The sequence below is a fragment of the Desmospora activa DSM 45169 genome (assembly GCF_003046315.1).
Lineage (GTDB): Bacteria > Bacillota > Bacilli > Thermoactinomycetales > DSM-45169 > Desmospora > Desmospora activa.
Genome location: NZ_PZZP01000002.1, coordinates 165,517 through 181,293 on the forward strand (window position 1 = coordinate 165,517; position 15,777 = coordinate 181,293).

Annotated in this window: 10 protein-coding genes; all 10 read right to left on the minus strand. The window is 48.4% G+C overall.

Going from position 1 to position 15,777, the window contains the following annotated elements:
• Window positions 1-2 precede the first annotated feature (2 nt).
• Window positions 3-884, minus strand: a complete 882-nt coding sequence (locus C8J48_RS14090) for a carbohydrate ABC transporter permease (RefSeq protein ID WP_107727897.1) — start codon at window positions 882-884, stop codon at window positions 3-5.
• Window positions 885-902: 18 nt separating this feature from the next.
• Complete coding sequence (locus C8J48_RS14095) at window positions 903-1,859, minus strand: ABC transporter permease (RefSeq protein WP_107727898.1); 957 nt, start codon at window positions 1,857-1,859, stop codon at window positions 903-905.
• A 27-nt stretch (window positions 1,860-1,886) separates the two neighbouring features.
• The gene (locus tag C8J48_RS14100; RefSeq protein ID WP_107727899.1) at window positions 1,887-3,392 is read right to left on the minus strand and encodes an extracellular solute-binding protein; all 1,506 of its coding nucleotides are present in this window, start codon (window positions 3,390-3,392) and stop codon (window positions 1,887-1,889) included.
• A gap of 185 nt (window positions 3,393-3,577) precedes the next feature.
• Window positions 3,578-4,276, minus strand: a complete 699-nt coding sequence (locus C8J48_RS14105) for a rhamnogalacturonan acetylesterase (RefSeq protein WP_107727900.1) — start codon at window positions 4,274-4,276, stop codon at window positions 3,578-3,580.
• A gap of 17 nt (window positions 4,277-4,293) precedes the next feature.
• A complete protein-coding gene (pelA, locus tag C8J48_RS14110) occupies window positions 4,294-6,273 on the minus strand; it encodes a pectate lyase (RefSeq protein ID WP_211316652.1) in 1,980 nt (659 codons plus the stop codon).
• Between the two features lie 207 nt (window positions 6,274-6,480).
• Window positions 6,481-7,971 (minus strand): extracellular solute-binding protein, encoded by a 1,491-nt coding sequence (locus tag C8J48_RS14115; protein WP_107727902.1) that lies wholly within the window; start codon window positions 7,969-7,971, stop codon window positions 6,481-6,483.
• Window positions 7,972-8,158: 187 nt separating this feature from the next.
• Complete coding sequence (locus C8J48_RS14120) at window positions 8,159-9,649, minus strand: extracellular solute-binding protein (RefSeq protein WP_107727903.1); 1,491 nt, start codon at window positions 9,647-9,649, stop codon at window positions 8,159-8,161.
• Window positions 9,650-9,685: 36 nt separating this feature from the next.
• Window positions 9,686-11,809: a pectinesterase family protein gene (locus tag C8J48_RS14125; RefSeq protein WP_211316653.1), complete on the minus strand. Its 2,124-nt coding sequence runs from the start codon at window positions 11,807-11,809 to the stop codon at window positions 9,686-9,688.
• Between the two features lie 221 nt (window positions 11,810-12,030).
• Window positions 12,031-14,340, minus strand: coding sequence for an AraC family transcriptional regulator (locus C8J48_RS14130; protein WP_107727904.1), 2,310 nt, complete (start codon window positions 14,338-14,340; stop codon window positions 12,031-12,033).
• Between the two features lie 275 nt (window positions 14,341-14,615).
• A complete protein-coding gene (locus C8J48_RS14135; RefSeq protein ID WP_107727905.1) occupies window positions 14,616-15,776 on the minus strand; it encodes a glycoside hydrolase family 88/105 protein in 1,161 nt (386 codons plus the stop codon).
• Window position 15,777 lies beyond the last annotated feature (1 nt).

The following is a 15,777-nucleotide window of genomic DNA, read 5'->3' on the forward strand; positions in this document are numbered from 1 at the left end:
CTTTAATCTTTGATTGAACCTAACAGTGCCCCTTTAGCAAAATACTTTTGTAAAAAGGGATAAACCAGCAGGACAGGAACGGTGGCAACCACGATCACGGCCATTTTCACCGTCTGTTCCGGCGGAGCGACAAAATCGGGATCAAAGGCGGCACCGTCCACGCTCATGCCGGAGGCTAAAATGACGATTTGCCGCAAGACGACCTGAATCGGCCATTTGGTGGGATCGTTTAGGTACAAGATGGCATTCATATACGTATTCCAATAGGTAACGGCATAAAACAGCGAAATCGTGGCAAGAACTGGCTTGGATAACGGTAGAACGATGCGGAACAGAATGCCGATATCGTTACATCCGTCGATTTTGGCCGCCTCTTCCAAGCCGGCGGGGAGGTTTTGAAAAAAATTGCGCATAATGATCAAGTTAAACGCGTTGATGGCCGTCGGAAGAATCAATGCCATATAGGAGTCGATCAACCCCATCGCCTTGACGACCAAAAAGGTGGGAATCATCCCGCCGTTAAACAGCATGGTGAAGACAACCATAAACATAATCACCCGTCTGCCATCCAAATCCCGGCGTGACAATCCATATGCCATCATCGTCGTTAAAAACATACTAAATAAAGTTCCTATGATTGTAATCCCGATTGAAACAAACAGACTGCGCAAAATCGTATCTGTAGAAAAGATATAGCGATAGGCATCCAAGGTAAATTCAGTCGGAATCAGCAGAAACGATTTTTGCGTCACTTCCTTTACTGTGGCAAACGAACCGGCGATCACATGGATAAAGGGTAAAATCGTCACCAATGCAACCACTGTCAGTAGGATATAGTTGAAGATATCGAATAGGCGGCTGCCCCATGTCTTATCCTGTACCACGATCCATCACCTCCTTTTTTAATAGACGCCCTCTTCGCCGAATTTTTTAGCTAAGCGATTGGCCAATACCACCAAAATCAACCCGATAATCGATTTAAAGAAGCCGACGGCGGCGCTATAGCTGTAGTTCCCTTGTTGTAATCCGGTGGTATAAACAAAGGTATCAAAGATTTCCGCCACGTCACGGTTCATTGGATTCAGGAGCAAATAAACATGTTCAAAACCTAGCTCCAGAATATCCCCGATCTTCAAGATGAGTAGAATCACAATCACGCTGCGAATCGCCGGTAAGGTAATGTGCCAGATCTGACGAAAGCGTCCGGCACCGTCCATCCGTGCCGCTTCATACAGTTGCGGGTCGACCGCTGCAATCGCCGCCAAATAAATGATCGTACCCCATCCAGCTTCCCGCCAGATCACCTGTAAGATATACATCGGTCGGAACCACTCGGAACTGAGCAAAAAGTTGATTTTTTCAAAACCGAGCATGGCGATCAGATCATTGATAATCCCACCGTCCTTGGTCAACATCACAAAGGAGATGGAGACAATGATCACCCAGGACATAAAATGGGGAATGTAAACCATCGTCTGGACGGTGCGCTTAAAAAACTGCAACCGCACTTCGTTTAACATCAAGGCTAAAATAATGGGAATCGGAAAGAAGAAAAGTAGATTAAACAGAAACAGCAGCAGTGTATTTTTAAAGATGGTCCAAAACCATGGATCGGAAAACAACGTACGGAAATGTTCCAATCCGACCCATTCGCTCCCCATCACACCCAGATAAGGTTGATAATCTTGAAACGCAATTACCAACCCCCACATGGGGGCGTATTTAAAGATTAGGAAATAAATCAGCCCTGGGAGGATCATCAGATAGAGCAGCTTGTTTCTGTCGATCCGTTTCCATAATTCTGATCTCATTTTTCGTTTGATCACCGTCTGTTGGTCAATGGCGGTTTGGCTTTTCATTTTATTTCCCCCTCTCAAGCGTAACGATTACTTCGACTGCTGGTACGCCTCGTTGTATTCCGCTATGATTTTGTTTCCGCCTTCCTTTTTCCAGCGCTCCACTGCTTTATCAAAGCCCACTTGATCGATCTCCCCCAAAATATACTGATAAGTTGCGTCTGTAATAATTTCCCGCAATCGCACCCCATGTTCCGCATCGGTATCCGAATCCAGTGGAGCGGTTGGATCATGGATGATAAAGTTGTGGTTATCCTTGATCCACTCTTCCGCTTTTACCTTTACATCCAGGGTGTAATGAGCCTCTAACATATCGGTCGTCTCAGGGCCACCCACAAGCATCCCCGTATAGGGGCGTACCTCGCGGTTGAGTAACGCTCTGTCTTCAACCGGATTAGCCTTTCCCTCCACCCGATGGAAATGGATGCCTTCCATACCGTATTGCAGCAGATTGGCATGCTCCGGTGCCATCAACTGGTCAAAAAAGGCGAGGATTTTTTTTAGCTCCGCTTCCGTTGTAACGGAGGATTTTGGGAAAAGGATAACCGTGCCGTAACCGGGAATCGCCCATATTCCTAAGTCACCCGTGGGACCTTTGATGCGATTTTGTACATCCAACTCAACATCGGGATTGGTTTTAACCGCATCGTCATACAAAAATGCGACATCCCCCATCGCTCCGATATAGACACCCGCTTTGCCGGAGACGAATCGCTTCATTTGTTCCTTTTTGCTAGTTACCGGAAAATCTTGATTGATGAAGCCCTCACGATGCAACTTGCGGAAAAATTCCATTGTATCGATATAACTGGGGTGCATAAACTCCGGCAGTAAGCGTCCGTCGATTTCACCCCAATTGTTGGGGGTGCCAAAGTATGAACTGACGGTTTTAAACGCCCCGTAAACGAGATCATTGCGGTCCGATAAGCCAAAAGTGTCGTGCACGCCGTTTTGGTCGGGATCGTTTATAGTAAACTGCTTCAACATCTGATACAGATCATCAGTCGTGGTGGGAGCGGATAGGCCCAGATTATCGGCCCAATCTTTTCGATAGATGATCCCTTGCCGGGATAAGGGTCTTTCCTGATAAAGCCCATAGATTTTTCCGTCCACTGATGTGTTTTGCAGCACTTCCGGATTTAGATTGCGTAAGTGTTCATACTCATCCAAGTACGGGCCAATCTCCCAAAACTGCCCTCCGCGAATCGCATCTTTTAACAACTCATAGGTAGCCTGATTTTTCATAAAGACCGCTTCCGGTAATGTATCCGTAGTCATGGCCGTAAATAACTTCTCATTATAGCTGCCGTCGGGAACCCATTGAATGCGGATGTCGGTGTTGGTGCGTTCTTCCAAGAGCTCTTCGATCCAGGGATCGGGGGTAACCGGCGATTGCTGATTTACCATCATACGAAAAGTAAAAGGGGCCTTACCTCCCTCCTTTTGTAGGGCAGCTTCCTCCCGCCCACACCCGGATGATACCGATGTCAACGCCAATGAAAACGCTGCCACAATTGCCAACACCCGTTTGTTCATCGGTCGGAAGCCCCCTTCTTGATCGTCGGTTTAGTTTTAGCGTAACGGGCTGATGCCCCGTTTGTATATAATCATCGCCCCATATCAGACAGGAGTGTGCGGTGATAGAGGGTGGTCCAACAAGATGATCATGGTTGGAATGATCGAGGATTACTCCAACTCGTTTGGTTCAATTTACGATTGGTCTATTCAGACAGTTGCCTACCACTTATAAAGGAACGGTATGGTTGTCCCAAGTGCTGTAACCCACTTGCCACCAACTCCGCCACCCTATGGGCCCCCGTTTCATTAAAGTGAGTATCGTCCTGGAGTCCATTGGGATAATTGCGATGTTGTCCCGGTTCCAGCCAGGTAAACAGGTGTTTGCTTTTCTCCGGGCCGAGGGAAATGAATAACGCGGCGGTTCTCTGTTCCAAATCCAGCAGCGGAACACCCTCCGATTGTGCCAGCCGAGCCATAGCCCCTGGGTATTTGCCGTGGCAATCTTTTAGCTCCCCTTCTTCGTCGAAAGTTCTTCGTCGAACTGGTGTCACCAAAAGCGGTAGTGCCCCTTTTTTCCTGGCGGCATCCACATACCCCTGCAAATAGGAAACATAGGAGGTATCCGGGTCGGTATAGCGCGCCTCCTCCTGCTTGGCATCGTTGTGCCCAAATTGGATAAGGAGGAGATCCCCCTCCTGCATCCCTTGTTCCACCGCTGCAAAATGGCCCTCCTCGTGAAAGCTTTTACTACTGCGTCCACACAACGCATGGTTGTGGACCTCAATACCGTCATTGACAAAAGCGGGCAGCATCTGTCCCCACCCTGCCATCGGTGCTCGCTCATGCGGATAATCGGACACGGTGGAGTCGCCGATTAGAAAAAGGCGTGCGCTTTTTCCCATGGATGTCACACTCCTTTTTACTGTTGGTTTATCAGGCTATCGGCTCGAGTGTAGGCATCCGTTTGAAAACGTTGGCCGTAGCGGTTTGTCGATGTGCTTTTCATCGTTTGCACAAACACATGCTCTTCAAAGTAGCCCGTTTTTTCGGCGGTTCTCAACAGAGATTGAGGCCATTCTCCCGCCCAACGATAGCCGTTTCTCCGCTCTTCCTCGATTTCCAGAATATCATGTTTGATCACGCCGTCCCGCCCGGAGAAGATCGGCAAATGGGTTCCAATCTGATAAAAGCGATACCATGTACCGGCTTGGGGATCATCGACGAAATAGACGTTGTTGGGATCAGCGTGAATATATTTGACTCCTTTAACCTGAGCTTCCTCAAACCACTCCAGTGCGCCATTAGCGGCTCGTTTCACCTCATCGGATGAATCCGGCAACGCCATCAACAGCTTTACGATTGGTATCGACTCTTTACCGGATATGGACGGATGCTCATATGCACGTCCCTCCCGCGGCTCATACGTGACCGGATCATGCTGTGCACACCATGCTGTCAAATGGTCGTCCACTTCAATCTGGGAGGCTACGATATAATCAACGCCTTTATCATAAGACTTTTGCAGGCGCTCTCGGTATTCGTCGTCAATAATATCGTTGTCAAAGGGGTATTTCTGCTCAACGACATCCTTGATTAAATCCATCGCTTGTACCATCGCATCATCGTTAAAAGTGACATAATTGGAATAGCCGACAAAAGAGCCGTTTTCTTCGTTACCCCGTTTCGGATACACTTGGGGGAAACCGCCGCTGGGATATTGCATCGTCAACAAGAAATCCAATCCTCGCTGTACACTCTGCTTTAATACTTCCTCCTCGGTTTCACGATACACCCCGGCGATAAAGCGGATCTCCTTGATGGTGGCGTCATTGTCGATCGATCCCAACTCAACCTCGCCGTTCAGCTGTTTGGATCGTTTTTCCTGTCCATCCCAATAACGCTGATACTCTTCTTCCATGCTTTTGGTCCACCCACCGTGATCCATCTGCCAGGAGATCAAATAATCCGCTTTTTGTCGATCTTGTGCCAGATTCCCGGGATACTCCTGTTCCGGTTGTGGCAGCCGGTATTTGCCATTCTCATCCAGCTTTTCTGCTGTTTTTAGCACAATCGCGGTGTTGCCCAACCTATTGACGCCGATCCCTACTTCCGTGATCGTCAGATCGACAAAGTCGGGGGACAAATTCGCCCATTGACCGGTAGCGGCCATGAAACGTAAATCGTTGAGATCAATTTGATCAAAAGGACTATTTAATGAAATGATCAAAGTGTCGGTATCAACCGCATCGACACGCACAACCTTGGCTGATCCTTGGATAGGGCGAATATCGGCCAATTTTTCCAAAATCGCTTCCATCTCGTTTCGCTTCAGAACATGTTTTGGCCCAAATCCCGGCTTCTCCCCCATATAGCCCGTTTTTTGCGCCTGTTCGATATAGGAACGGCTCCAATCCGGCACTTCCGATCGATCAGCGGAAACACGTTCCGAATCCTTTGCCGACGACCCTTGCAGCAGACGACCAAGGATCACCGCTGCTTCCCAGCGGGTTATCGGCTCTTCCGCTCGGATCGTCCCATCTCGATATCCGGATACATAACCCGCTTTTTGGGCCGTCTCCAGCACGGAGATATACCAAGTATCCTTCGCGACTTCCCATTGATCTTCCGCAACTTTTAGATTTTTGTATCGGTCTTCTTCCTCTAAGCCAAACCAATGGTTGACCAAAGCAAAAAATTCGACTCGGGTCATGGTCCGATTTGGTTTCAGGTCCTTTATTTCCATGATTAAACCGGCATCGCGCCATCGTTTGAGGGGCTCTTCCGACAACCGTTTCCCCATATCCATTTCTGCGATGTCCGTGGCCTTAGCCTGCCCATATCCCGGTGGAACAACCAATATCATAGCGATGACCAGCAACAGACTAAGTCCCTTGACCATTCTGTCTCGTTTCATGAAAATTGCCGACAGGAGAGTTGTCGATCATTGTTAAAGAAATGTTTGCGTTGCTCCATATCCCCTTGTCGAAATGGCTTCAAGCAACGACTTTTTCTCCTGTCGTCCCTCCTTTCGATTTTGATTTCTATGGAAAGGACTTCGGTGAAGGAAGTGTCCAAGGGAGTTACCCTTCACCGAAGTCTTGCTATTCTACTTGCTCTGTTTTTTAAACGCCTCGTTGTACTCCTTGATGATTTGGTCGCCGCCATCTTTCTTCCAATTTTCCACCACTTTGTTAAAGCCTTTTTCATCGATCTTGCCCACCATAAACTGGTAGGTCGCATCGTCGATCATCTCTTGCAGACGCGTTCCCTTTTTCAATTGCGTGTCGGAGTGGAGGGGAGCAGCTGGGTCATTGATCAAAATTTCATTGTTGTCTTTTACCAGCTCCTCCGCTTTTGCTTTCACTTCTAATTCAAAGTACGGCTCAAGCATATCGATTGTCTCGGGACCTCCGACAACAAGCGCATTGTACGCTTTCACTTCACGATCGAATTTGCCCTGGTCATCCGTCATTTCGGCTTGGTCGTCCACCAGCTCATAATGCTCACCCTCAACACCATACTGCATCAGGTTAGCCAGCTCTGGGCTCATCAATTTATCATAGAAAGCTAACACTCGTTTCAAGTCTTCTTCGGTTTTGATGGAGGATTTGGGGAACACAACAATTCTACTGTATCCGGGAATGGACCAGATGCCCAACCCTTCCGGACCTTCGATTCGGTTTTGCACATCCAATTCGATATCGGGGTTAATCTTTACCGCATCGGTATGCAACGAGAGAACATCACCCATCGCACCGATATACATCCCTGCTTTTCCGGTGACAAATTGGTTGATCTGGTCTGTTTTACTGGTTACCGGAAAATCTTGATTGATCAAACCTTCCTTGTGCAATTGACGAATAAACTTCATTGTATCCATATAGCTGGGGTGCATAAATTCAGGCTGCAATTGCCCGTCGACCTCACCCCAGTTGTTAGGCGTGCCAAAGTAGGAACCGACGGTTTTAAACGCACCATAGATCAAATCGTTGCGATCGGTTAGTCCAATGGTGTCGTTTTTGCCGTTTTGATCGGGGTCATCATTTGTAAACGCTTTCGCCATCTCGTATAAATCATCGATTGTTTCTGGTGCAGACAATCCCAGATTATCAGCCCAATCTTTACGGTAGATGATGCCTTGGCGGGAAAGGGGCCTTTCTTGATAGATTCCATAAAACTTCCCATCTACCGCCGTATTTTTTAACACCTCTGAATCCAAATTGCTCAAATGCTCATACTCTTCTAGGTAAGGTCCAACCTCCCAAAATTGACCGCTACTCACAGCATCTCGAAACTGGGATGAGACACCCATATTCCTCATATAAACGGCTTGAGGTAATGTCCCTGTCGCAAAGGTGGTACTCACCTTTTCATCAAAACTTCCATCCGGCACCCACTGGATCTTAATCTTTTCCCCTGTTGCTTCTTCCAGCATCTCTTCAATTTTGGGATCGGGAATCTCCGGCGTGTGCAAAGAAGTCATAATGGTGATCTCATCTGATGAGGCGGCATCCTGCTGTCCACATCCGGCCAATGTACCTCCGAGCAAGGCAAACGTCGATAAAATGGCGAGCGTTTTTTTTCTACTTTTGCCCATGTGAAAAACCTCCCTTTTATCCCATCTAATTTAAACCCTGTTTCTAGCGCCCCATCAATAATGGTTGTTCGGGTGGTCGGGTACAGATTTCTGTCTTCGATACCGGATAGGGTCAGTTGTCGCGGAAAAAGCTTTCGGTGAGGGTAACTGTCCAAGGGGACATACCCTTCACCGATGTGTTGCTATGCTACTTGCTCTGTTTTTTGAACGCTTCGTTGTACTCCTTGATGATTTGGTCGCCACCATCTTTCCTCCAGTTTTCCACGACCTTGTTAAAACCTTTTTCATCGAGTTTGCCCACCATAAACTGGTAGGTCGCATCGTCGATCATCTCTTGCAGGCGTGTTCCCTTTTTCAGTTCCGTCTCGGAATGAAGCGGAGCGGTCGGGTCTTTGATCAAAAATTCGTTGTTGTCTTTTACCAACTCCTCCGCCTTCGCTTTCACTTCCAATTTGTAATAGGGTTCAAGCATATCAATGGTGCTGGGCCCTCCAACAACAAGCGCATTGTACGCTTTTACTTCACGATCAATTTTGGACTGGTCATCTGTCATTTCGGCTTGGCCTTCCACCAGCTCATGATGCTCACCCTCAACACCATACTGCATCAGGTTGGCCAGTTCCGGGCTCATCAACTGATCATAGAAAGCTAACACCCGCTTTAGCTCTTCTTCGGTTTTAATGGAGGATTTGGGGAACATCACCACACTACCGTATCCGGGGATGGCCCAAATGCCCAATCCTTCCGGACCTTCTATCCGATTTTGTACCTCTAATTCGATATCGGGATTGATTTTAACCGCATCATTATACAACGAGATGACATCACCCATGGCCCCGATATACATCCCTGCTTTTCCGGTGACAAATTGATTGATTTGGTCTGTTTTACTGGTTACCGGAAAATCTTGATTGATCAAACCTTCCTTGTGCAACTGACGAATAAACTTCATTGTATCCATATAGCTGGGGTGCATAAATTCAGGCTGCAATTGCCCGTCGACCTCACCCCAGTTGTTAGGCGTGCCAAAGTAGGAACCGACGGTTTTAAAGGCACCATAGATCAAATCGTTGCGATCGGTTAGTCCAATGGTGTCGTTTTTGCCGTTTTGATCGGGATCATCGTTTGTAAACGCTTTCATCATCTTGTATAAATCATCAGTCGTTTCCGGTGCAGATAATCCCAGATTATCAGCCCAATCTTTGCGATAGATGATGCCTTGGCGGGAAAGGGGCCTTTCCTGATACAGACCGTAAATCTTCCCATCCACAGCTGTATTCTGTAACACTTCCGGATCCAGTTTATTTAAGTGCTCATACTCATCTAGATAAGGGCCGATCTCCCAAAATTGACCGTTGCTCACAGCATCCCGGAATTGGGATAAGACGCCGAGATTCCCCATATAGACGGCTTGTGGAAACGTCCCAGTTGCAAATGTGGTGCTTAACTTTTCGTCATAACTTCCATCCGGGACCCACTGGATCTTAATTTTTTCCCCTGTCGCTTCTTCCAGCATCTCTTCAATTTTGGGATCGGGGACTTCCGGTGTGTGTAACGCCGCCATGATGGTGATCTCTTCTGATGAGGAGGCATCCTGCTGTCCGCATCCGATCAATGTACCTCCGAGCAAGGCAAACGTCGATAAAATGGTGAGCGCTTTTTTTCCGTTTTTGCCCATGTGTCATACCTCCTTTGATACCCTCTACTTTAAACCCTATTTCCGGTAGGGAGCCCAGCCGTCGTCACCGGCGAGGTAGTGGCGTGGGGTAAATTGGCTAGCTTCACGCGGCTCCATCTGCGGACGATCCGGTCCGTTTCCGGCCCCCGGTCCCCGGTTGTTATATTCAGCAAACCGTGCTTCCTGCCACGGCCAGCCGCTCATATCGGTCCAAGGTGCGTCGCGAATATGATCGTCCAACCACGAATTGCGAATCAATACCTGCGCCACTGCTTCCGGATCGCCGCTGGGGTGCCAGGGACGGCCCAGGTAGTAGCTACCCGTGAGCGCATTGCTGGTGAAGCGGCTGTGCGTAAACAAAAATCCGTAAGGATTGGATAAGCTAGTGCTGGCTGCGGTCACGTAGCCCCCGGGTGTCGCGCCATCACGGGCGAGAGCGTGGATCTGACAGTGATCGAATACGGCAGTACCACGTCCAAAAATAAAGTCCACATCCCCTTCCACATAACAATTGCGCAGATAGGATCGGCTGATTTTATCCTTGGATGGGGTGTCGAGCAACAAGGTGTCCTGATTGCCGATAAAGCGCGTCTCTTCAAATACAGCGCGATCCCCCACTGTCCTTACGGCAACCGCTTGATGGCCAGGCTGATCCGCATGCTTCTTCTCATCGAAGTCGTTGGCGAAGGTTACCCCCTCAGCGCGAAAATCGTTGGCGTAGATGTTGGCAGTAGCACTTCGGCTCGTGCCCAGAGTCGTACCGTATGGCGTACTTGTCCCCGCCGCGTTGTCGTAGGTGATGACGACATCTTCCGGATTGCCGCTAGCACCTTTGATGATGACAGTTGGTTTATCCGGCCACACATTGAGGAGTTCACGATAGAGGCCCGATTTCACCAAGATGGTTACCGGTGTTGGCGAGTGGCTGGGCACAGCGCCGATGGCATGCTGGATGCTGCTAAAATTACCACTGCCGTCCAAAGCGACAACCATCGTGTCACCCACTTCCGGGGGTGCAGTCGGTTCCCCGCCGCCGATCTCCGCCTGAGGGCCGGCACCGTTGCTGACGATGGTAGGGACTTCATTAGCGGAATCAAGCTTATAATCGTAAAACTCCTGTGGAGCAAACGCCTCTCCCTGCGCCTCACGTAAGCCCCGTGAGTTGGTGACAACATTGCCGCGGGAGACCAATTCCGCCTCAGGACTGTGTAAGTAAGGGTCCGTCACAGAATCAAAGTAGCTGTTTTCCAACACCATCTTCGTCTTTCCTCGTGCCCAAGTCCCATAGCCGGAGATATTTTGCATGTAATTGTTATAAAAGTGGGCGTGGGAGAGATTATCGGCGCTGGGATTGCGCTCGTGGGTATTGCGGAACCAGTTGTGGTGCAGGGTTAGCTTCGCTGTGACGTTGTCCGTCCAGCCGATGCCCATCACTTTGGTGTGATCGGCAAAAACATTCCAGGAGATGGTTACATAGCTGGTATCCTTACGGCTATCGATCATGCCATCGCCCAGACGCTCAAAGCGGTTGTGATCGATCCAGACATGATGAGCGCCATCCATACGGATACCGTCATTGTCGTTCTCCTTGCCGTTCCAGTCCCCAGGAACATAGGAGTCGCGGAAGGTGAGATTGCGAATGATGATGTTATGTGTGCCGTTGAGAAAAAAACCTCCCTGCACAATCGCTGCCTGATCACCCAATCCAATGATCGTTTTGTTGGAAGCGACTCGGATCATCGTCCCTTTGGGCTCCACCACAATCGACCCATCCACCTGGATGACGACGGGTTCATCCGCTTCAGCGTATGTGCGCAACTCCTCAAAAGTGGTAACGGTGACGGTTTGACCGCCTGCTCCTCCGGTGGTACCTTCCAGCCCCAGCGCAGCTACCGAGGCAAAACCGTCGGGTGTGTCGGACCACGCACTTGCGGCACTTGCCTGTCCGCTACCGTTCCAATAGGCCGCCGCTGGCAGAAGACCAAAAAGCACCACAAGCGGTAGCATCAAGATCCGTCGCCATGAAAACAATGCCAAACTCTTGTGCCCCGATTGCTTAGTCCGCCACTGTCGCACCGTTGCGTCCGGGTGTTGCTCCAAGCCTTGGCGGACCGTGAACCGACGTAAGAGAACCCGAATCAAAGCGCGAACGTTTTTCACCTGGATCTCACCCCTGATCGGTCTTATTCGGTTGTCTGCATAACCTTCCGATTGATCCTTGTTGAGAACCTCCCTTTTTCATGATAAACTCTGTTCTCATCGTAATCCCTCTCACTCCATACTGTATATAATCATGACGACACATCGCCGACGGGGCAAGGCTTTACCACGATCGACCTAAGAATATGATCATGGTTGTAATCGCTTTCATTTCTATACTTTCACCCCGGTTGTTTCCCGTAGCGCATGCGGTATTGTCCCGGTGTCATTCCTTCACTTTTGCGGAACGAGCGAATAAAGTTTTGCGGGTTGTTGTAGCGCAATTTTTCGGCGATCTCCTTAATTGTCATCGATGTTTCGGTCAGCCATTTTTTGGCTGTCTGCAGGCGGTACTGGGCCAAATATTCACGAAAGGTCGTGCCTGTCTCTTTTTTAAATACGCTGCTTAAATAATTGGCATTGTAATGAAGCTTGTCCGCACATTGTTCAAGGGTGATATCTTGATCATAATTCCGATGAACAATATCGATCATAGCATCCGATAGATTTTGATATTGGGATTCCCGCCGATCCCGCAATATCCGAATAAGCGGTCGTAAGATCCTTTTTAAAAACCACTTTTCAATCTCCCGTGGCTTATGCATGGCGACCAATTGTTCATATAAGGAAGTGGATTCCTCGTTGATTTGATAGTGGGAGACCCCCATCTCCTGCATCCCCATGATAAACTCATGTAACAGCCGTACCAGCGCCATTTGATAGTCTTGAAAAGAAGGCTCTTCCGTTGTAAGCTTGGACAGCAACTGTTTCAAGAGATCCTCCGCTTGGGCCTCATCGGCGTTGGATACCGCTTCCAGCAAATCCTGAGCCAGATGGGCGGGATAAATATGCTGCATCACTTTTTTATCATGATGTTCCGGGTGGTAATGAATGATGACACTTTCATCCGCTTGTACTCTCCACTTCAACGATTCCACACTTTGACGATAAGCCGTATCCACATGGATCCATTGTTTAAAGGGTTGGCTAATGCCGATGCTGGCCTTCAGATTTAAGCTTTTTAGGATGTTTCCCTGAATCGTCTCACATATTTTATAGATATCATCTTCAAAGCGCTCCGCCGCTGAAACGTCACTACCGATCACTAGTGCCAAGGTTTGATCGTCGATGACGGGAACGAGGCGATTTTCACGCGGGACCGTCTCCTCCACCACATTTCCCACTGCAAACAGCAGCAATGCGAGATCCCGATCAGAAAACCGTTCATGGTCACCGGAATCAAGCTGAAGTGAAATAATCGAATGATGTTTCCAACGAGCGGTATACGGGGAAAAGCCGAGGGTTGACAGCTTTTCGGCGATTTCGTCGCTCTTCACTCTGCCTTGCAGTAATTTGCTCATAAAGAAGCTTTGCAGTTGCGGTAGGTGTTTCTGCACCTTTTGTTCCAGTTGTGATTGCGATAGAAATAGATCGGACATCTGCTCATTGATCAGTTGAAATTCGTTTTGTTTGGTTTCCTTCGCCAGCGGCATCCGTTCTTGAATCGTATGCATCAACTTCTGAATCGGCCGATACATGCGTCGCGATCCAAACCAGATGACGAGAAAGGAAATGCCGACGATCACCACACACAGGGTGAAGGAAAAAAGTCCGATCTGTTTGGAATCCACCGTCAATTCATCGATCGATACCAGCGAAATATAAATCCAATCATTAAATGGGGAACGCTGAAAGGTGACGGTAAAAGGCTTTTCATCGATGTTAACCTGAAACTGTCCGCTTTCCTTCTCTTCCCCCATTTCTAAATTTTTGACGTACTCTTTGTCGCGAAAAGAAGTACCCACAAGGGAATCGTCTTCATGTAAAATCACACGATAATCCTGGTCCAAAATGATAACCTTTTCAAAATCATTCTGGGCGCTTAACATCTCTTTTAGTTCACAGGTGGGGATATCAACTAAAAATAATCCATATTTATCAGTGCCCCGTACCGGTAGCTTCTTTACCAAACTAACCGTATAATCGCAGGAATGGGTTGCGTTTTCCCTGCTCGCTTTTACAATCCAGGCAGATGGATATGGTTTGTCTAAATAGGATAGCAGCGCCTCTCGCTCCGGGTATTCCCCTAAGCGGGATACCCCTTCATTTTGCAACACCCAATCTTTGCGCGCATTTACCATCGTCACATCGCTCACACGGGTATCAAAGGATTGCAGATGGGCCAGCTCTTTCCGCAAATCCCGATAAAGCCTAAACTGATATTCGTTCAAAGACTCTTGTAAGGCTTGATTGATCAACGTTGAATCGGAAATGTGGTTTAAGGTATGATCCACCGTCTTCAAGGTTTGTTCCAAGTTGCTACGAACCTGTTGGATGGTTTGAACCTTATCCTTTTGCACATATTCTTGGATCATATTGGAAGATTTAATATAAGAAAAAAAACCTAATACAATCACGGGAACCATGCTGACCAAACAACCGTAGAGGATCATCTTCTTAAAGAAGTTCAACGAATGTACGATTTTCAGCATCGTTCTCCTCCCCTTTTTCTATCCATTAAGATTCGATTTTTTGCACCGTTCTCCTCCTCCTTCAGCTATTGGTATTTGTCGCCATCAGCCGTTTACACCCGATCGATAATTGGCTGTATCCAGTATGATGAATTTCTATCAAGATGAAAAAAGGGACGGACATGAAATGCCCGCCGCCCTATACTGGTAAGTGCCTGCCTCAATCCGCTCCGGTGTCTTTTGCTGAGTGGCAAGCAGTAATTATTAAGTGAGATACCGTAGTCGGGATCACTCCCTCAGCTGAGCCCCTCCGTCTTCACTTTCAACCGCTCCATCTCGATACAGGCCATGATAAAAGCGGATACCGTCTTAGGATCATTTTGCCGGGTAGGTTCATTGACATAATATTCGTAGGAACCGTCGCGATAGGGATTTCCGCCTAACCCGGCGCCGCCGTTGCCGCGGTGAAGGTGAGTCGCCTCTTGTTCATCCACTTCCACACAGTGTTGCAACAGACCGTGAAAGCCTTTTTCAGCAGTTTCCCTTAAATTTGATGACAGGTATTTTTGACGCAATCCCTTAGCATAGGCATACACAAACATGGATGAACCGGATGCTTCCAGATAATTGCCCTTCCAGCCGTCACGATCCAGCACTTGATACCACAAACCGGTCGCATCGTCCTGAACATAGCGCAAGGACTGCATCATCCGTTCAAAGATACCGATGATCTGCCCCCTCTTTTCATGATCCCGCGGCAAATGATCCAACACATCTACAATCGCCATCGCATACCAGCCCATCGCCCGGCTCCAAAAATGGGGGGAACAGCCCGTCTCATGATGGGCCCATTTTTGTTCGCCGCTTTCATCCCAGCCGTGATAGAGCAATCCCGTAATCGGATCTCTCGTTTTGCTTTCTACCAGCAAAATCTGCCGGGCCGCATCATCCAGTCCCGCAGGGATATCAAAAGTTTTAGCGTATTCCGCCAAAAAGGGAGAAGCCATATAAAGACCATCCAACCACATCTGATAAGGATATACTTTTTTATGCCAAAATCCGTCTTCGCTCGTTCGCGGCTGCCCCTTTAATTGGGTGAACAACAAGTCTAACGCCTGTTTGTATTTCTCTTGGCCGGTTTTTTGGTACAGGGGGAACAACAGCTTGCCGGTATTGATCTGATCCAGGTTATACTCCTCCAAGTAATACGAACGAATCGTCCCATCATCCTGGATAAAGGTATCCATGTTGCGCTGAATATAATCAAAATACTGCTGATCGCCCGTATTCGCCCACACATCGGCAATTGCTTTTAGCATACAACCCCGCTCATAATGCCAGCGTTCGTCCGCATGGGGATCCTGATGGAGATACGGATATTTGCGCATATAATCCTTTGCGGTCTCCTGCGACCACTCCCACGCAAACGTCTTCGTCTCACCAATCACTAGACTCATC